Origin of the sequence: Tardiphaga sp., assembly GCF_044340795.1 — a bacterium.
Classification (GTDB): Bacteria; Pseudomonadota; Alphaproteobacteria; order Rhizobiales; family Xanthobacteraceae; genus Tardiphaga.
The window spans coordinates 26,623-44,828 of sequence record NZ_JBIISY010000020.1 but is presented as its reverse complement, the minus strand read 5'-3'; the positions used below and the strand labels follow the sequence as shown (position 1 = coordinate 44,828).

Annotated in this window: 11 protein-coding genes and 2 pseudogenes; 8 read left to right on the top strand and 5 right to left on the bottom strand. The window is 63.9% G+C overall.

What is annotated here, in order from left to right; translation table 11 throughout:
- The 6 genes and pseudogenes from ACIQ17_RS05515 to ligA form a co-directional block, all read left to right on the top strand.
- A pseudogene (locus ACIQ17_RS05515) lies at positions 1 to 822 on the top strand (cell division protein FtsZ); the annotation flags it as partial.
- Between the two features lie 376 nt (positions 823 to 1,198).
- Positions 1,199 to 2,173 (top strand): UDP-3-O-acyl-N-acetylglucosamine deacetylase, encoded by a 975-nt coding sequence (gene lpxC, locus ACIQ17_RS05510; RefSeq protein WP_398466227.1) that lies wholly within the window; start codon positions 1,199 to 1,201, stop codon positions 2,171 to 2,173.
- Positions 2,174 to 2,439: 266 nt separating this feature from the next.
- Positions 2,440 to 3,333 (top strand): outer membrane protein assembly factor BamD, encoded by an 894-nt coding sequence (locus ACIQ17_RS05505; RefSeq protein ID WP_398466225.1) that lies wholly within the window; start codon positions 2,440 to 2,442, stop codon positions 3,331 to 3,333.
- 13 nt (positions 3,334 to 3,346) lie between these two features.
- Positions 3,347 to 5,020: a DNA repair protein RecN gene (gene recN, locus ACIQ17_RS05500; RefSeq protein WP_398466223.1), complete on the top strand. Its 1,674-nt coding sequence runs from the start codon at positions 3,347 to 3,349 to the stop codon at positions 5,018 to 5,020.
- Between the two features lie 147 nt (positions 5,021 to 5,167).
- Positions 5,168 to 5,451 (top strand): annotated as a pseudogene (locus tag ACIQ17_RS05495) (GIY-YIG nuclease family protein).
- A gap of 67 nt (positions 5,452 to 5,518) precedes the next feature.
- Positions 5,519 to 7,669 carry an NAD-dependent DNA ligase LigA gene (ligA, locus tag ACIQ17_RS05490; RefSeq protein ID WP_398466221.1) on the top strand — a complete coding sequence of 717 codons (2,151 nt, stop codon included), beginning with the start codon at positions 5,519 to 5,521 and terminating at the stop codon, positions 7,667 to 7,669.
- Between the two features lie 188 nt (positions 7,670 to 7,857).
- Here ligA and ACIQ17_RS05485 read toward each other — a convergent pair whose 3' ends face one another.
- The 4 genes from ACIQ17_RS05485 to ACIQ17_RS05470 all read right to left on the bottom strand — a co-directional run bounded on the left by ACIQ17_RS05485 (position 7,858) and on the right by ACIQ17_RS05470 (position 14,224).
- Positions 7,858 to 9,078, bottom strand: coding sequence for a multidrug effflux MFS transporter (locus ACIQ17_RS05485; protein WP_398466219.1), 1,221 nt, complete (start codon positions 9,076 to 9,078; stop codon positions 7,858 to 7,860).
- A gap of 78 nt (positions 9,079 to 9,156) precedes the next feature.
- Positions 9,157 to 10,995, bottom strand: coding sequence for an aminopeptidase P family protein (locus tag ACIQ17_RS05480; protein WP_398466216.1), 1,839 nt, complete (start codon positions 10,993 to 10,995; stop codon positions 9,157 to 9,159).
- Positions 10,996 to 11,512: 517 nt separating this feature from the next.
- Complete coding sequence (locus tag ACIQ17_RS05475; protein ID WP_398466214.1) at positions 11,513 to 12,400, bottom strand: 50S ribosomal protein L11 methyltransferase; 888 nt, start codon at positions 12,398 to 12,400, stop codon at positions 11,513 to 11,515.
- Positions 12,401 to 12,622: 222 nt separating this feature from the next.
- On the bottom strand, positions 12,623 to 14,224 hold the full coding sequence (locus tag ACIQ17_RS05470; RefSeq protein ID WP_398466212.1) for a phytoene desaturase family protein: 1,602 nt from the start codon (positions 14,222 to 14,224) through the stop codon (positions 12,623 to 12,625).
- Positions 14,225 to 14,409: 185 nt separating this feature from the next.
- Here ACIQ17_RS05470 and ACIQ17_RS05465 point away from each other — a divergent pair, with 185 nt between their 5' ends.
- Positions 14,410 to 16,689, top strand: a complete 2,280-nt coding sequence (locus ACIQ17_RS05465; protein ID WP_398466210.1) for a spermidine synthase — start codon at positions 14,410 to 14,412, stop codon at positions 16,687 to 16,689.
- Positions 16,690 to 16,795: 106 nt separating this feature from the next.
- Here the strand turns inward: ACIQ17_RS05465 and ACIQ17_RS05460 are convergent, their stop codons facing one another.
- Positions 16,796 to 17,581 carry a L,D-transpeptidase family protein gene (locus tag ACIQ17_RS05460; protein ID WP_398466208.1) on the bottom strand — a complete coding sequence of 262 codons (786 nt, stop codon included), beginning with the start codon at positions 17,579 to 17,581 and terminating at the stop codon, positions 16,796 to 16,798.
- A gap of 269 nt (positions 17,582 to 17,850) precedes the next feature.
- Here ACIQ17_RS05460 and ACIQ17_RS05455 point away from each other — a divergent pair, with 269 nt between their 5' ends.
- Positions 17,851 to 18,177, top strand: coding sequence for a hypothetical protein (locus ACIQ17_RS05455; protein ID WP_398466206.1), 327 nt, complete (start codon positions 17,851 to 17,853; stop codon positions 18,175 to 18,177).
- Positions 18,178 to 18,206: the final 29 nt, after the last annotated feature.

Below are 18,206 nucleotides of genomic sequence, written 5' to 3'. Positions count from 1 at the left end.
ACGGGCATCGAGCAGGCCCAGCTGGCCCGCACCGCGCCGGGCCCGGTTGGTGCGCCAGCCCCGGCCGTCGGCCAGCCCGCTCAGCCGGACACCCGTCTCGCTGACCTGACCGCCCGCCTGCGTGCCGACAACCAGCGCATCGCCGCAGCGGCCGCCGCCAAGGCCGGCGCCCCGGTTCCGGCCGCCGCGCCGGCACCCCGTGCCCCGTCCAGCAATCACGAGCGTGCCGCGCTCGCCGCCATCGCTGCCGCCGTTGCGCCGGAAGCCGCTCCGGCTGCCCCGCAGCAGTATGGCGACGTGACCGTGCGCCCGATCGCGCAGAAGCCGTCGCTGTTCCCGGAAGCTCCGCGTCAGGAAGCCCCGATGGAAGCGCCGATCCCGGAGCAGTTCATCCCGCCGTCGGCTGAACGCGCTCCGGTTCGCGCCCCGCGTATGCCGAAGTTCGAGGAACTGCCGATGCCGGCCCAGGCCGAGATCCGTCAGGCACGCGGCGACGCGGATGAGGAACCGCAGAAGCAGCGCCTGTCGCTGCTGCAGCGCCTCGCCAATGTCGGCCTCGGTCGCCGCGACGAGGAATCGGAAGCCCCGGTGTCCGGCCGTCCACAGGCTCCTGCCATGGCGCCGATGCCGCCGCTGCCGGAGCGCAAGCCGCAGCGCTCGGTTGCCCAGCAGATGGCCAATGAACCGCCGGTGTCTGAATATGCCCGCCGTCCGGCTCCGCAGGGTCTCGACCTGCATGGCCGTCCGGCACCTGTGGCCCCCGCACCACAGGGCGATGATCATCTCGATATCCCGGCTTTCCTGCGCCGCCAGTCGAACTGATCGACTGTAACAATCGACATGAAGATGAAGCCCCGGTCATGCGACCGGGGCTTTTTCGTGAGCGTGCCGAAAATGTCGTCACGATTATTTAATATATTGATTCTACTTAGGTAATTCTTTCGCGCGACGTTGGTCGCGCGTTTGGCTTGTGCGGAAATCGCCAGAAACCTTGGTTAACAACCGGCCGGAATGCGGCAGAGGTTGGGTAACAATCGGTTAGAAAGCGTGAGTTGGCGCACTTTGTGGCAAGGGTTAATGTAACTGCGACTCGGGGGCTCAGAAGGCCGCAAGGTTCGACTTTAAAAAGGTTGGCTTTGCTTAGGTTCAACTGAGTGAGTCCCTCTCATGACGAGAGGTCTACTTGGGTGGGTAACATATGACTTTCAGCCGACAGACAACGCTTGGAGCGCAAGCCACCGTGACTGGTGTCGGCGTCCACTCCGGAAAACCTGTCAGCCTGACCCTTGGACCAGCCCCCGTCGATGCCGGTTATATCTTCGTCCGCACCGGGCTTGAAGGTCCGGACCGCGAAGTTCAGGCCACCGCCAAGTCCGTTATCGCCACCGAATTTGCCACCGTGCTCGGCGATCGTGAAGGCCCCATCGTTTCCACCGCCGAACACGTCCTCGCAGCCCTTCGCGGCATGGGTATCGACAATGCCACCATCGAGGTCGACGGTCCGGAAGTGCCGATCATGGATGGCTCGGCCGCCGCATTCGTCGCCGCCATCGATCAGGCCGGCGTGGTGGAGCAGGGCGCCCGCCGCCGCTTCATCCAGGTGCTAAAACCGGTGCAGGTCGCCATCGGCGACAGCTTCGGTGAATTCCGCCCCCACGCTGCCGGTTTCCGCGCCGAGATCGAAATCAACTTCAAGAATCCCGCCATCGGCCGTCAGAGCTATGTGCTCGACCTCAATCCCGAATCCTTCCGCCGTGACGTTGCCCGCGCCCGTACGTTCGGCTGCATGAACGACGTGGCCCGCCTCTGGAGCGCAGGTTATGCGCTCGGCGCCTCCTTCGAAAACTCCGTCGTGTTCGACGAGACCAAGCTCCTCAACACCGAGGGCCTCCGCTACGCCGACGAATGCGCCCGCCACAAGGTGCTGGACGCTGTCGGCGATCTCGCGCTGGCCGGCCTGCCGATCCTTGGCGCCTATCGCTCCGTGCGCGGCGGCCACAAGCTCAACAATGAAGTCCTCAAGGCGCTGATGGCCGATCGTTCGGCCTGGAAGATCGTCGAAGCCGACGCCGTTTCTGTCCAGGCTCCGGCCCGCCGCGGCCGTGCGACCGCCGATGTCACGTCGGGCGTGCTGGGCGGCCTGAGCCCGGCTTTCGGACCGGACGTGTCTTGATCCCGGGACACCGTTTTGGATGCGTTCCAGCGTCCGTCACCGCCAGTAACCATAACCACCTGTCTCCACACCTCTTTCGCCACAATCCCGGCGAAATGCCTGCGTATCCGGTTGGTTAACGGACTGCCTTCGGATAAACAGGCACGCGGTCGGGGACATGACCACGGGCTTGTTTTGGCTGGTTCGTATCGGGGCGCGGTTGGCGCGCAGAGCACCGCATTCAGGGCACCGTGAGGCGCCCGCACACAGACGTCAGGCAAGAATAGATGTCGGCACAGCGTTTCGCGCTTTCCTTTCGTGATGAACTCAACCGCCTCAAGCGTCCGCTGCGGCTTGCTGCCGGCCTGATCGTGCTGGCCATGCCGCTGGCCGGCTGCGGCACGGGTGCGCTGTGGGACAAGTTCTCCAAAAAGGACGACCAGTTCGTCGATGAGCCCGCCGACAAGCTCTACAATGAGGGCCTGTACCTCATGAACCAGAGCAAGGATCCCAAGGCGGCGGCGAAGAAGTTCGAGGAAGTCGATCGCCAGCATCCGTATTCGGAGTGGGCGCGCAAGTCGCTGCTGATGTCCGCTTACGCGGCCTATCAGACCGGCGACTACGACACCTGCATCGGCTCTGCGACGCGCTATGTCACGCTGCATCCGGGCAGCCAGGACGCGGCCTATGCGCAGTATCTGATCGCCGCCTCGCATTACGACCAGATTCCGGACATCTCGCGCGATCAGGGCCGCACCGAAAAGGCCATGGCTGCGCTCGAGGAAGTCATCCGCAAGTATCCGACCTCCGAATACGCCACGTCTGCGAAGCAGAAGCTGGAAGGCGCCAAGGACCAGCTGGCCGGCAAGGAAATGGATATCGGCCGCTATTACATGAAGAAGCGCGACTACACCGCCGCCATCAACCGCTTCAAGACCGTGGTGACGCAGTACCAGACCACCCGCCATGTTGAAGAAGCGCTGATGCGCCTGACCGAGGCCTATATGACCGTCGGTGTGGTGGGCGAGGCGCAGACCGCCGCCGCCGTGCTTGGCCACAATTTTCCTGACAGCCGCTGGTACAAAGACGCCTACAATATTGTAAAGTCGGGCGGTCTCGAACCGAGCGAGAACAAGGGCTCCTATATTTCCCGGGCCTTCAAGCGAATCGGCCTCGGCTAGGAAGCGCTTTTGCATGCTCGCCCGTCTGTCGATCCGTGACATCGTCCTGATCGAGCGGCTCGATATCGAATTTGCGCGCGGCCTCGCGGTGCTCACCGGTGAGACCGGCGCCGGCAAATCCATCCTGCTCGATGCCTTCGCGCTGGCCCTTGGCGGCCGCGGCGATGCCGGCCTGGTGCGCCATGGCGCGGAGCAGGGGCAGGTCACCGCCGCCTTCGATCTGGCCGTTGGCCATCCCGCGCTCGGCCTGCTCAAGGACAATGGTTTCGACGACGACAGCGGCGAGATGATTCTCCGCCGCGTTCAGCTCGCCGACGGCCGCACCCGCGCCTACATCAATGACCAGACCGTCAGCGTGCAGACCCTGAAGGCGATTGGCGCGGCCCTGGTCGAGATTCACGGCCAGCATGACGACCGCGCTCTCGTGGACGCCGCCAGCCACCGCCGGCTGCTCGATGCCTTCGCTGGACTGGACAAGGACGTGATCGCGCTGGAGACGCTGTGGGACGCCCGCAAGGCCGCCTACACGGCGCTCGAGACGCATCGCGAGAACATGGAGCGCGCCGCTCGCGACGCCGACTATCTCCGCCATTCCGCCGATGAGCTGAAGAAGCTCAATCCGAAGGACGGCGAGGAGACCCAGCTCGCCGAGCGCCGCACCGGCATGATGCAGGGCGAGAAGATCGCTTCCGACCTGCGCGAGGCGCAAGAGGCGGTGTCCGGCCCGCATTCGCCGATTTCCGCACTGGCTGCCGCCGTGCGCCGGCTGGAGCGCCGGGCTGGCTCGTCGCCGGCGCTGGTGGAGCCGGCCGTCAAGGCGATCGACGTCGCCATCAATGCGCTGGAAGAGGCCGACCAGCATCTCAGCGCTGCCCTGATCGCCGCCGATTTCGATCCTGCCGAACTCGAGCGCATCGAGGAGCGCCTGTTTGCGCTGCGCGCAGCTGCCCGCAAATTCTCGACGCCGGTGGATGGGCTGGCGGCGCTGGCTGCAAAATTCTACGCCGATGTGGCCACCATCGATGCGGGCGCCGGCCAGCTCACGAAGCTGGAAAAGGCCGCCGTCGAAACCGACGCGAAATACGCTGCCGCTGCGGCGAAGCTCTCTGCTGCGCGCATCAAATCGGCGGAGAAGCTCAACAAGGCGGTCATCGCCGAGCTCGCGCCGCTCAAGCTGGAGCGCGCCAAGTTCATCACCCAGGTCGATACCGATGCGGCTACGCCGGGCCCGCAGGGCATCGACCGCGTCGAATTCTGGGTGCAGACCAATCCCGGTACGCGGCCGGGCCCGATGATGAAGGTCGCCTCCGGCGGCGAACTCTCGCGCTTCCTGCTGGCGCTGAAAGTGGTGCTGTCCGACAAGGGCTCGGCACCGACGCTGGTGTTCGACGAAATCGACACCGGTGTTGGTGGTGCGGTGGCCGACGCCATCGGCGCACGGCTCGGCCGGCTCGCCGGCAAGGTGCAGGTGATGGCGGTCACGCACGCGCCGCAGGTGGCCGCGCGCGCCGACCAGCATCTCTTGATCTCCAAGGCGGCCTTGGACAAGGGCAAGCGCGTCGCGACGAACGTCAACACACTGGCCGACGATCACCGCCGCGAGGAAATCGCACGGATGCTGGCGGGGGCGGAGATTACTGCCGAAGCACGTGCCGCAGCGGACCGGCTGCTCAAGGGCGCAGCGTAGCCGCAAGGTGTCATTCCGGGGCGCGCCGCAGGCGCGAACCCGGAACCTCATAATGCCTGTACTCCGTGTTACCGCACGCTCCCATGCCAAGATTCCGGGGTTACGCCTTCGGCGTGCCCCGGAATGACCAGGGTGAACACGCCGCCCATGCCGTATTACGTCTACATGCTCGCGTCGAAGAAGAATGGTGTGCTGTATATCGGCATCACCAATGATCTCATTCGGCGTGTCTACGAACATAAGACGAATGCGGTCAAAAGCTTCACCTCGCGCTACAATGTGCATGTGCCGTCTGGTTCGAGATTTACGATGATCCCCTGACAGCCATCACGCGCGAGAAGGAACTGAAAAAATGGCGACGCGACTGGAAGGTCGCGTTGATCAGGGCAAACAATCCCGAATGGCATGATTTGTATGCCTCGATCCTGTAAGAGCAAAACATGATGAGATTCCGGGTTCGCGCCTGCGGCGCGCCCCGGAATGACGAGAGCGGTGCGCATGGCAAAATCCCCCAAAACTCCCCCGGACATCTCCACGCTCACCAAGCCGAAAGCCAAGATCGAGCTGATGCGGCTGTCGCTGGAGATGGAGGCGCATAACAAGCGCTACTATCAGGACGATGCGCCGACGATTTCCGATGCCGCTTACGACGCCCTGCGCCAGCGTGTCGAGGCGATCGAAGCCAAATTCCCCGAACTGGTGCAATCGGATTCCCCGACGCAGACCGTCGGCGCCGCTCCTGCGCGCGGTTTTGCCAAGATCCAGCATGCGGTGCCGATGCTCTCTCTCGGCAATGCGTTCAGCGACGATGACGTCACCGAATTCGTCACCCGCATCCAGCGCTTCCTCAAGCTCGACGAAATCCCCGCACTGGTCGCAGAGCCGAAGATCGATGGTCTCTCGCTCTCGCTGCGTTACGAGAATGGCGAGCTGATTCACGCCGCCACCCGCGGCGATGGTTTCACTGGCGAGGACGTGACCGCCAATGTCCGCACCATCAAGGACATCCCGAACACGCTGAAAGGCAAGCATATCCCCGCCGCCTGCGAATTGCGCGGCGAGGTCTATATGCTCAAGGGCGACTTCCTCGCGCTCAACAAGAAGCAAGAGGAGGCCGGCGACACCGTCTTCGCCAATCCACGCAATTCCGCCGCAGGTTCGCTACGCCAGAAGGACGTGTCGATCACTGCATCGCGACCTCTGAAATTCTTTGCCTATGCCTGGGGCGAGATGTCGGACTATCCGATGCCGGAGCCGACCCAGCACGCGATGATCGCCTGGCTGGACAAGGCCGGTTTCACCGTCAATCCCGAGATCACGCTGTGCAAGAGCGTCGATGATGCGCTGGCCTTCTATCGTCGTATCGGCGAAATCCGCGCGACGCTCGGCTATGACATTGACGGTGTTGTCTACAAGGTCGATCGCATCGACTGGCAGGCGCGGCTTGGTTTCGCCGGTCGCGCGCCGCGCTGGGCCATCGCGCACAAATTCGCGGCCGAGCAGGCGACGACCGTGCTCGAAAAGATCGACATCCAGGTTGGCCGCACCGGCGCGCTCACTCCGGTGGCGCGGTTGACGCCGATCACTGTCGGCGGCGTCGTAGTGTCGAATGCGACCCTGCACAATGCCGATTACATCAAGGGCATCGGCAATGACGGCCAGACGCTCCGTGACGGCGTCGATATCCGCGAAGGGGACACGGTGATCGTGCAGCGCGCGGGCGACGTCATTCCGCAGGTCGTGAATGTCATTCTCGACAAGCGCCCGAAAGCAGCGAAACCATATGCTTTCCCCGACAAATGCCCGGTCTGCGGAAGCCATGCGATCCGTGAGAATGACGAAGTCGTCACGCGCTGCACCGGCGCGCTGGTGTGCCCGGCGCAGGCGGTGGAGAAGCTCAAGCATTTCGTCTCGCGTCTCGCCTTCGATATCGACGGGCTCGGCGACAAGCAGATCCAGGAATTCTACGACGAGGGCATCATCATGCATCCCGTCGATATCTTTACGCTGGCCAAACGCGACGAGCGCAGCAGCAAGAAGCTGCGCGACCGCGAGGGCTACGGCGAGGTTTCGGTGCGCAACCTGTTTGCCGCGATCGACGAACGCCGCAGGATCGAACTCAACCGGCTGATCTTCGCACTCGGCATCCGCCATATCGGCGAAGGCAATGCAAAGCTGCTGGCGCGACATTACGGTTCCTTCGCAGTCTTCCGCGAGGCCATGCTGGCTGCAGCGGCCGGGCAGGGCGAGGAAGGCAATACGTCGGAGGCCTATCAGGACCTCAACAATATCGGCGGGGTCGGCGAGATCGTCGCGGACGCGGTGGTCGAGTTCTTCGCCGAAGCGCGCAACGTGAAGGCGCTGGACGAATTGCTCGGCGAGATCGAAGTGCTGGACGTCGCGCAAGCCAAGACCGACACGCCGGTCGCCGGCAAGACGGTGGTGTTCACGGGATCGCTGACGAAATTTACGCGCGATGAAGCGAAGGCTTCGGCCGAACGTCTGGGCGCGAAGGTTGCCGGCTCGGTGTCGAAGAAGACCGATTACGTCGTCGCTGGCGAGGATGCTGGATCGAAGCTGACCAAGGCACGTGATCTTGGTGTGGCGGTGCTGACTGAAGATGAATGGCTCGCATTGATTGGGGGATGATGCCCATAGTCTCCCTCCCCGGAGCGAAGCGAATGGGGAGGGTCCGCCGATAGGCGGGGGTGGGGTCTATCCCCACGTGATGTCAGAGTTTGGCGAAACACCCCACCCGTCTCAAAGCTCGCTGAACGCTCGCTTTGATCCACCCTCCCCACGGCGCGGCTGCGCCGCTTGGGGGAGGGAGAAGAGAGCTACATCAACCCGCTCTTCTCCTCCGCCTTCTCAACCATCTTCTCCGTCACCACCACTTTCCGCCGTGGCACGAGAAAGATCATCGCTGCCGCGCAGCCGCAGGACAGCACGACCAGCGACAGATTGAGCGCCACCGGTGTCGCAAAATGCCCGCCGAGCCAGGCGCCGCCCTGCGAGCACAGCGAGCCAAATCCCATCTGCATGAAACCCATCATGCCCGAGGCCGCGCCCGCGGCCTGCGGGCGGATGCTGAGCGCGCCGGCGGCGGCGTTCGACATCACAAAGGCATTGCCGAACATCACGATCATATGGGTGAGGAACAGCCAGGCCGGATCCTGATTGAGCCCGGTCAGGCCCCAGACGACATTCAGTATCGCGCCGCCGAATTGCAATGCGAGGCCGAACCAGATCAGTTGTTCGATGGTCCGTCGCGGTGCGAAGCGCACGCAGGCGAGATTGCCGACGAGATAAGCGAGGCCCGAAGTGGCGAACCACGCGCCATATTCGGCGGAGCTGCGGCCCATCTGGTTGACGACCACATAGGGACCGCCGCCGGCGAACGTGAAGATGATCCACGACGCCATCACGTAGCAAAAGAGATAGCCGATGAAGGCACGGCTGCCGAACAACACTTTCGAATCTGCGATGAAGCCGCTACTGCCGGCATCGGTGGTCGCGCGCTTGCGCGTCTCCGGCAGCAGGAAGGCGATGGCCAGTGTCACCACCAGCGACGCCCCGGTGACTGTGTAGAAGATCGCGCGCCAGCCGAATCCGGTCTCGATCAGGCCGCCGGCCAGCGGCGACAGCATCTGCGCGATCATCATGACCGCGATGACGAGGCTGATCATCGGCCCGACACGTTCACGCGGATAGAGATCGCGAATGATGGCGCGGCTCATCACCATGCCTGTCGCGCCACCAAGTGCCTGGAAGAAGCGCGCCGCGATCAGTTGCGGCAGCGTCGCGGCGAAGCTCGATCCGATGCCGGCGACCACCATCAGGCCGAGCCCGGCGAGCAGCACCGGCTTGCGGCCGAAACGATCCGACAGCGGCCCCATGATGAGCTGCGAGAAGGCAAGGCCGACCATGTAGAGCGACACCGTCATCTGCGCGATGGAGATGTCGGCGTCGAAGGTGCGGGCCAGCTCCGGCAGTGCCGGCACCAGCATATAGAGCGTGATCGGTGCGATGCCGGTCATCACGACCAGCAGAAGCAGCATGACGCGTGAGCGTGTATGATCGGTTGGATCGAGGTCTCTGGCGGCCGGGCTGGAACTCACGCGACGATTGTTCTTTCGTTATTGTGGCTGGGCCAGCGGTTCGGTCGCCGCATGCAGCCAGTCCCGCGCTTCTGCGTCGTCGATCAGCGGTGCGATCTCGCGGCGGACGCGGGCGTGATAGTCGTTGATCCACGCCAGCTCGCGCTTGCTGATGCGATGCGCATTGATCAGGCGGCGATCGATCGGCGCGAGGGTCAGCGTCTGGAATTCGTTCATCGGCTGCTCGGCGCAATCGATTTTTGCTTCCACGACGAGTTCGAGATTCTCGATGCGGATGCCGAAGGCGTCGGTCTTGTAATAGCCGGGCTCGTTGGAGAGGATCATGCCGCGCTTCAGCGGCGTGGCGCCGAGCTTGGAAATCCGCGCCGGTCCTTCATGCACCGACAGATAGGAGCCGACACCGTGGCCGGTGCCATGGGCGAAATCGAGCCCGGCATGCCACAGGAACTGGCGTGCAAAAGAATCGATCTGCGCGCCGGTGGTGCCATCGGGGAACACCGCGCGGGAGATTGCGATGTGACCGCGCAGCACGCGCGTAAAACGGTCGCGCATCTCGTCGGTGGGTTCGCCGATGGCGATGGTGCGGGTGACGTCGGTGGTGCCGTCCTCATATTGCGCGCCGGAATCGATCAACAGCAGATCGCCCGGCGCGATGCGGCGGTTGCTCTTGCGGGTGACGCGATAATGCACGATGGCGCCGTTCGGCCCCGTGCCGGCGATGGTCGGGAAGGAGACATCCTTCAGGGCGCCGGTGTCGCGGCGAAACGTCTCGAGTGCTTCCACGGTGTCGATCTCAGTGAGGCCGCCCTTCGGCGCCTCGCGATCGATCCAGGCGAGAAATTTCGCCAGCGCCACTGCATCGCGGCGATGCGCGGTCATGGTGCCCTTGATCTCGACCGGATTCTTCATCGCCTTGAGCATAGCGATGGGATCGCTTGACCGAACAGGCTTGCCGCCGGCGTCGGCGATCAGCCGGCTCAACGCATCCGCTGCCGTCGCGCCATCAAGCGCGATCGAAGCGCCGCTGGCCGCAAGCTCACGCAGCGACGTGACCAATGCGTCCGGCTCCTGCACCTGGGCGGAGACCTCGAGATGATTGCGCGAACTGTTGGATAATTTGCGGTGATCGATGAACACCTGCGGCCGGCCATCCTTCGGCACCAGCGCGTAGGAGAGCGGCAGCGGTGTATGCGAGACGTCGGCGCCGCGGATGTTGAAGGTCCAGGCCACCGCATGGGAGTCCGACAGCACGATGGCATCGACGCCGAGCCGCGTGATCTCGCCGCGGATGCGCGTGAGCTTGTCGGCCTCGCTCTCGCCGGCATATTCCATCGGATGGATTGTGACGGCGCCGAGCGGCGGGGCCGGGCGTTCGTGCCAGACCGTGTCGATCGGATTGGTCTCGACCGCCACGAGCTCCGCGCCGGCCTTGGCGCAGGCGGCCTTGAGGCGCTCCGCTGCCGCTGTCGTGTGCAGCCATGGATCAAATCCGAGGCGGTCTCCGGGCTTCAGATGGTCCGCGATCCAGTTTTCCGGCGGCGGCTCGACCAGCGACTGGATGCTCCAGGCATGCGTATCGACCTGTTTGGGCGCCTGCACCGTGTAGCGGCCATCGACGAAGATGGCGGCTTCCTGCAGCAATGCGACCGCCATGCCGGCCGAGCCGGTGAAGCCGGTGAGCCAGGCCAGCCGCTCATCGGCCGGCGGCACATATTCGTTCTGCTGCTGATCTGCGCGGGGAATCACGAAGCCGCTCAGCTTCCGCCGCAGCAATTCCTCGCGAAACGCAGCCAGCCGCGCCGTCAGCGCGACGCCGCCCTCGGGCTCTTCAAAAGTCTGAAAATGAGCTTCGAACATGGTGCGAGCATCCTATGAGTGAGCTTCGGCGCGGGCAATCGAGGGGCAGGGTTGCGAAAAGCTGGCACAAGTTATGCTTGAATTTCGGGCAATGGGCATTGATCGCGGAACTATCCGGCGCTGCGGTTTGTTGCCCTCGCGGAGACCGCCATTTCTGGTCTTTGTGTTCAACTCAACGAAGAGGGAAAACACCATGCCCGCTTTCACGTTCGAGAAGATTTCCCCGCCGCGCCACAGCGCATCTCCCGCCCATTCATCGCAAAAACCCCCGACCTCTCCGTCAGACGACACATCGCCGCAACAGCGGGACAATGTGATCCAGGTTCTCGGTCGCTTCGTCATCGCGCGCGTGCGCGAGGAAAGTGGGTCTTCGAAGCAATCGCTTCCGAAGTAGCACTCTATTTCTTTGTCGTTGCCGGCTTGACCGGGCAATCCAGTAGACACCTCTGCGGTGATCACATCGAAACATCGCCGCATACTGGATCACCCGCTGTCGCGGGTGATGACAGCCGGAGTGTTACCCAGCCCGCTGCATCAGCAGGCTGCTCCAGCCCTCGATGATCTGTTGCTTCAGCAGCACCAGCCCACGCGCGCGGTAGGCGACGATCACGCTTGTCGCCTGATGCGGCAGCAGGCCGGACAGGATCACCATGCCGTTGCTCGCCATGTGCCGCTCCATGTCGGTGGCCATGGCGCGCAGCGGATTGGCGAGGATGTTGGCGAGGATCAGGTCGAACGGCGCGTGCTTGGCGATGGCCGGCGATGAGAAGCCGGTCGCGCAGACGGTCTCGACCAGATTGCCGACGCCGTTCAATTTCATGTTTTCATGTGCGACCTTCACGGACATCGCATCGATGTCCGTCGCCAGTACATGTTTCTTGGTGGCCTTGGCCGCGGCGATGGCCAGCACGCCGGTGCCGGTGCCGAGATCGAGAATGCGCTTCGGCGCCTTCGAGCGCAGCACGTGATCGAGATAGATCAGGCAGCCGCGCGTTGTGCCGTGATGGCCGGTGCCGAAGGCCAGCGCCGCCTCGATCTCGATGCCGAGCTGGTTGTCGCGCACCTTGTCGCGGTCGTGGCTGCCATGGACGATGAAGCGTCCCGCGCGTACGGGCACCAGCCCTTCGAGGCTTTCCTTGACCCAGTCCTTGGCCTCGATCGTGTCGAACACGATGCTGCCGGCGACCGTGTCATCCGAGGCGAGGGCGACCAGGTTGCGGATCGAGGCCTCATCCGGCGGATCGGCGAAATGCACGGTGACGTCCCAGCGGCCTTCCGGGTTCTCGAATGCCGCGATCGCCGCTTCGCCTTCTTCAAAGCTTTCGGTGAGCAGATCGACGATGCGCTTGGCGCTGAATTCATCGCCGACGGCGAACGTGGCGCGGCTGGTGCCTTGGGGTGTCATCGCGGATCCGGATGCGTCGTGAACAGGGAATGCACAGGGTTTCAGGGCGTTTCGTACAGGGTTTATCCCGGGGATGATACCCGGCTGATGCACCGCTTCTGCACCGGTTCATACCGCAGCCATGCACCGGCTTATCCCGGGCTTCCCCACAGACTTGTCCGCGAGTTGTCCAGGGGCCTATCACAGCTGGCACACAGGCTTATCCACAGCCTGTCCACAGGTCTATCCAAACAGTGCCCGGTGATCCCGGAGCACCGTTTTCGCCGCATTGTGGCCGGGCGCGCCGGTGACGCCCCCGCCGGGGTGGGCGCCGGAACCGCAGTGATAGAGGCCTTTCAAGGGCCCGCGATAATCGGCATGGCCGAGCATCGGCCGGGCTGAGAACAGCTGGTTCAGGCTCAGCGCCCCGTGAAAAATATCCCCGCCGATCAGCCCGAAATCGCGTTCCAGATCGAGCGGAGACAACGCCTGCCGGCCGATCACGCTGGCAGCGAAGCCGGGGGCGTAGTCATCCACCGTCTTGATCATCAGGTCGGCCACAGTGTCGCGGTGGTCGTCCCAGGCCATGCCGTTCGGCAGCTCCGGCGCCACGTGCTGGCAGAACAGGCTGGCCACATGCTGGCCGGCCGGCGCGAGGCTGTCGTCGAGCGTGGAGGGGATCAGCACCTCGACGATCGGCTGCTTGCTCCAGCCGTCCTGCTTCGCGTCCAGCCAGGCGCGCTCCATATAGCCGAGGCTCGGCGCGATGATGATGCCGGCGGTCAGGTGATCGCCACTACCGGGCAACGCGGTGAACGACGGCAGGGCACTGAGCGCGACATTCATGCGGAACGTGCCGGAGCCGCCGCGCCAATTTGCCATGCGCTCGCGAAATGGCTTTGGCAGCGCATCCGCCGGCGTCAGCCGCGTATAGAGCAGCTTCGGATTGACGTTGGAGATCACATATTTCGCGCGAACGCTCTCGCCATTCTCGAGCACGACGCCAATGGCGCGATCGCGCTCCACCAGCACTTCGCGCACGCCGTTGCCGAGCGTGATCTCGACGCCATGGCTGCGCGCCGCCGCCGCCATGGCCTGCGTGATCGCGCCCATGCCGCCGATGGCGTGGCCCCACACGCCTTTCTTGCCGTTCACCTCGCCAAAGGCGTGGTGCAGCATCACATAGGCGGAGCCGGCAGCGTAGGGGCTCGCATAGTTGCCGACCACGGCATCGAAGCCGAACAGCGCCTTGACCAGATCATGCTCGAACACGTCATCGAGCATTTCACCGGCCGAGCAGGTAAAGAGATCGAGCAGGATGCGCTGCTGCTCGATGCTGAGCTCGTTCAGGATTTTTGCCGTGCCGAGTGCATTGATCGCTTCGGAAATCGTGCCGAGGCCAAAACCCTGCACCACATTCGGCGGCGCGCGCAGCACAAAGGCGCGCAGCACATCGGCGATCACCTCGAGCTGCTGCGAGAACGCACCGATCCGCTCGGCATCATGGGCATTCAGTTTCGCGACCGAGGCCTGCGTGCGGCCTTCGCCGGTGAGCAGTGAGGTGCCGTCAGGCGCGGGCAGGAAGTTCTGTGCCTTGCGTTCGACGATCCTCAACCCGTGCTCTTGCAATTTGAGATCCGTGATGATCTGCGGATTAAGCAGGCTGACGGTGTAGGACGCCACCGAGTTGCGGAAGCCGGGATGAAACTCCTGCGTCACGGCGGCGCCGCCGACCACGCTGCGGCGATCGACCACTTTCACGCGCAGGCCGGCCATCGCGAGATAGGCCGCGCAAGTGAGGCCGTTATGGCCGGCGCCGATGATCACAACGTCGTGGTCTGACATGTCCGGTTCAGCTTGGGTTGCTACAACCTCCCTTATCGAAGAGGCGGCCCTGCGGCACAAGGCCATGTGGCGCCAATTCGGTTCCTTGGTTAGCCCGGATTGCCCGAATGGGTACTCTATGCTCCATTCGCGCTTCGCCGGCCGTTCGGCGGATTCTGTTGCCTGCCGTACCAGCCGGAGAGTTCATGAGTTCGTCGCAGCCGTCCGCCGCCCCAAACTCGGCCTCCCGCAACCGCCTGCTACTGACAGTCTACACGGCCGCGATCTTCGTCAGCGCGCTGCTGCTGTTTTCGGTGCAGCCGCTGTTTACCAAGATGGTGCTGCCACGGCTCGGCGGCTCGCCGGCGGTGTGGTCGGTGGCGATGGTGTTCTTCCAGTCGCTGCTGCTCGGCGGCTACGCCTATGCCCACTTCCTGATGCAGCTCCGCAGCCGTGTCCTGCCGGTGGTCATCCATGTGGTCCTGCTCATCGCCGCGCTGCTGACACTGCCGCTGGCCATCGCCAATGGCTGGGGCGAACCGCCGGACAGCGGCTATGCCTTCTGGCTGCTCGGCCTGTTCGCCGTCTCCATCGGCCTGCCTTTCTTCGCCCTCGCGGCTAACAATCCGATGCTGCAGGCCTGGTTCGTGCGCACCGGCCATCCCGATGGCCGCGATCCATATTTCCTCTATGCTTCGTCGAATATCGGCAGTTTCCTCGCGCTGCTGTCCTATCCGGTCCTGCTGGAGCCGATGTTCTCGCTGCGCACGCAGAACCTGATCTGGACCTCGGGCTATGGTCTCCTGATCCTGCTGATCGCCGGCTGCGGATTCCTGCTGATGCGCTCGCCAGCCGTCGCCATCGCATCACCCGAAGCCAATGAAGCCGCGGCGCCCGCGCCGGGCTGGATGCAGCGGCTGCGCTGGATCTTCCTCGCGGCCGTGCCGTCGGGCCTCTTGATCGCGGTTACCGCGCATATCTCCACCGATGTCGCCGCCGCACCTCTGCTCTGGGTGCTGCCGCTGTCGCTCTATCTGCTAACCTGGGTGCTGGTGTTCCAGTCGCGTCCGCTGCTGCCGCATTGGTTCATCCTGCTGTTGCAGCCGCTCGCGGTTGCCGGCGTCATCGTGCTGCTGGCGGTCGGCGGCGAGCAGAACTTGCTGCTCACTTTGGGTGGACATCAGCTTGCCTTCTTCGTGATCGCCATGGCCTGTCATGGCGAACTCGCCCGCACGCGTCCGGCGCCGCGCTATCTCACCGGCTTCTATGTGGCGCTGTCCTTCGGCGGCATGGTGGGCGGCCTGTTTGCCGGACTGATCGCGCCCTATACATTTTCGTGGATCGCCGAATATCCGATCCTGGTGGCGCTCGCTGTGCTCTGTCTCCCGGCGCAGTCCGAGCGTTTCTCGCGCTGGACGGGCTGGTACTGGCTGCTGCTGTTCGTCGCTGCGGTGGCGCTCATTGCACCGAGCTATACCACCGGCCAATGGCACACTTGGCTCGACACGCAGCGCGTCTATGTGATCAGCGCCGTAGCCGTGGTCGGCATGATCATCGCGCTGCTGCTGCGCGCCGATCGCCTCAAGCTCGTCGCGATCACCGTGCTCGCGCTGGCGCTGCTGCGCATCTATCCCGCCGATGACGGGCGCGTCGAGACGGTGCGGAGCTTCTTCGGCGTGCACAAGATCCAGGTGACGGCGAACGGCCAGTATCATGTGCTGCTGCATGGCACGACGATCCATGGTGCCGAGAAATATCTCAACAATGACGGCACGCCGGTGACGGGGCGCCCGGAGCCGATCTCCTATTATTACAAGGATGGCGGCATGGGGCAGGCGATTGCCGCCATGCGTGCGCGCAAGGGGGCGCCGCTGCGTGCGGCGGTGATCGGGCTCGGCACCGGCTCGCTGGTCTGCGCGCAGGCGCCCGGCGAAAACTGGACCTTCTTCGAGATCGACCAGACCATGGTGGATACCGCGCGGGATCCGAAATATTTCAGCTACATCTCCAAATGCCAGCCGGACATCAAGCCGGTCATCGGCGATGCGCGGCTGACTTTCACCAAGGAAGCCGACGGCGCTTACGACCTGATCATCGTCGATGCCTATTCATCGGATGCGATCCCGATCCATCTGGCGACGCAGGAAGCGATGGCGATCTACAAGGCCAAGCTGGCACCGGGCGGTGCGGTGGTGATGCATGTGTCGAACCGCCATCTCGAACTCGCCAGCGTGGTGACGGGCATTGCCGGCGCCAATGGGCTGACGAGCTGGGTGTTCAACGAGGATACCGGCCGCGATGCCGAATACATCTTCTCGACCAATGTCGTGATCTCGGCGCGCGACGCCGCGGATGTCGGTAGTGTCGCACAGCCATCGTCGTCCTGGACCCTGACGGCGGCGAAGCCGGATCAGCGGGTGTGGACGGATGACTATTCGAACATCCTCGGCGCCGTCTGGCGCCGTCTGCGGGATGGCGATAACTGAGCGGCGGTCGTAGGGTGGATGAGCGTAGCGTAATCCGCCGTTCTTCGCTCCACATGCTCGGCCGGCGGATTACGGCTTCGCCTCATCCGCCCTTCGGCACGGCGTTTCAGTAATTGCTGAACGGGCTGCGCATGCGCGGCGCGTAATAGACCTGTGGCTGGTTGTTGTAATTGTAGTAGCCGCGGTTCGCATAATATTGCTGGGTCTCGGCCTCGGTCATGCGGCGATAGCCGGGAGGGGCCGGATACTGGCGGCCATCATCGCCATCGGCCGGATAGATGTAGCGATCGTCGCGGTTCGGCTGCGGAGCCTGGCGGACGATGCGACGATTGTTCGGCACCACCTGCGGTGTGATCTCCATGGGATTGCCATAGACGTCCGTGGACGGCTCGGCGGTGACCACCTCGCGGCGTGCAGCATTGGCATTCTTCGTCGGACGCGGATTGCGGGCGAGGGCGACCTGCGACGAGCCGGTGAGGCTGACCGTGGTGTTGAGGACGCCATCGGCCTTGACCATGGCGAACAGCGTCGCGGCATTGGCGCGCGACAGCCGCACGCAGCCATGGGAGGCCGGCGAGCCGAGGCGGTTCACTGAATCGGTGCCATGAATGGCGTGGCCACGCTTGGTGAAGAAGATCGCATGCGGCATCGGCGCTTCGTCGAATTCCTTGGAGAAGTGATCCTCCTCCATGCGGAAGGTCTGGAAGCTGCCATTCGGCGTCTCATAGGACGGCAGGCCCGATGACACCGGCCAGCGATATTTCTCGACGCCGTCCTGCACGACGGTCATCGTCTGGCTGTCCTTGTCGATGGTGATGTTGATCTTGGCTTCGGCGCTGCCGCCGGCGGCGAGAACGGAGAGACCCACCAGGGTCATGACAAACGCACGCATGTTACCTTTTCGCCTCCGGGCCTCGCCCATTTCAAACGCTCGCCGTCCCGGTTCCTATATGCCCCCGGCTCCGGCGTGTCGCCAGTGACAGTTTCGTGCATCCTTAACCGCTCGCGGTTCAAGCCGCAGGGATCGCAATAGGTTACCCACCCTGTTGCAACGCGGAATGCGCATTTCAACACGTTCCAGTGGAACCGGTTCCGCTGCTGCGACGTTTGCATGTCACACAAGGATTGCGACCAAAGCGCGCTGCGCGCAGGGGACCTATCATGAAAATTTCGTCAGCTGCCTTTTCCGTCACTTTCTCGCTCAAGACCCGTCTGGCGCTCGCCGCGACGGTGCTGGCTCTGTCAGCCATGCCGAATTTCGCGCACGCCCAGGGCGTGTTCCGTGGCATGGAGCAGGGCGCAAACCAGGGTGTGCGTGACGGCAATCGCGCTGCCGGGCCGATTGGCGGTATGGTCGGCGGCGCCATCGGCGCGGGCGTCGGCGGTGCCGTGGGCGGCGTGAAGGGCGTGCTCGGCATTCCCGAAGGCCGCCGTACCCAGTGCCGCGGCTATTACAACAAGCACGGCAAGTTCCGCTGCTACCGCTGAGCGGCACAGCCCAAAACAAAACGGCCCGG

Bases quoted from the DNA above. Each gene is read 5' to 3' on its own strand.
- recN (WP_398466223.1), top strand. From the start codon at position 3,347: ATGCTCGCCCGTCTGTCGATCCGTGACATCGTCCTGATCGAGCGGCTC.
- ACIQ17_RS05465 (WP_398466210.1), top strand. From the start codon at position 14,410: ATGAGTTCGTCGCAGCCGTCCGCCGCCCCAAACTCGGCCTCCCGCAAC.
- lpxC (WP_398466227.1), top strand. From the start codon at position 1,199: ATGACTTTCAGCCGACAGACAACGCTTGGAGCGCAAGCCACCGTGACT.
- ACIQ17_RS05460 (WP_398466208.1), bottom strand. From the start codon at position 17,581: ATGCGTGCGTTTGTCATGACCCTGGTGGGTCTCTCCGTTCTCGCCGCC.
- ACIQ17_RS05505 (WP_398466225.1), top strand. From the start codon at position 2,440: ATGTCGGCACAGCGTTTCGCGCTTTCCTTTCGTGATGAACTCAACCGC.
- ligA (WP_398466221.1), top strand. From the start codon at position 5,519: ATGGCAAAATCCCCCAAAACTCCCCCGGACATCTCCACGCTCACCAAG.
- ACIQ17_RS05455 (WP_398466206.1), top strand. From the start codon at position 17,851: ATGAAAATTTCGTCAGCTGCCTTTTCCGTCACTTTCTCGCTCAAGACC.
- ACIQ17_RS05470 (WP_398466212.1), bottom strand. From the start codon at position 14,224: ATGTCAGACCACGACGTTGTGATCATCGGCGCCGGCCATAACGGCCTC.
- ACIQ17_RS05480 (WP_398466216.1), bottom strand. From the start codon at position 10,995: ATGTTCGAAGCTCATTTTCAGACTTTTGAAGAGCCCGAGGGCGGCGTC.
- ACIQ17_RS05475 (WP_398466214.1), bottom strand. From the start codon at position 12,400: ATGACACCCCAAGGCACCAGCCGCGCCACGTTCGCCGTCGGCGATGAA.
- ACIQ17_RS05485 (WP_398466219.1), bottom strand. From the start codon at position 9,078: ATGCTGCTTCTGCTGGTCGTGATGACCGGCATCGCACCGATCACGCTC.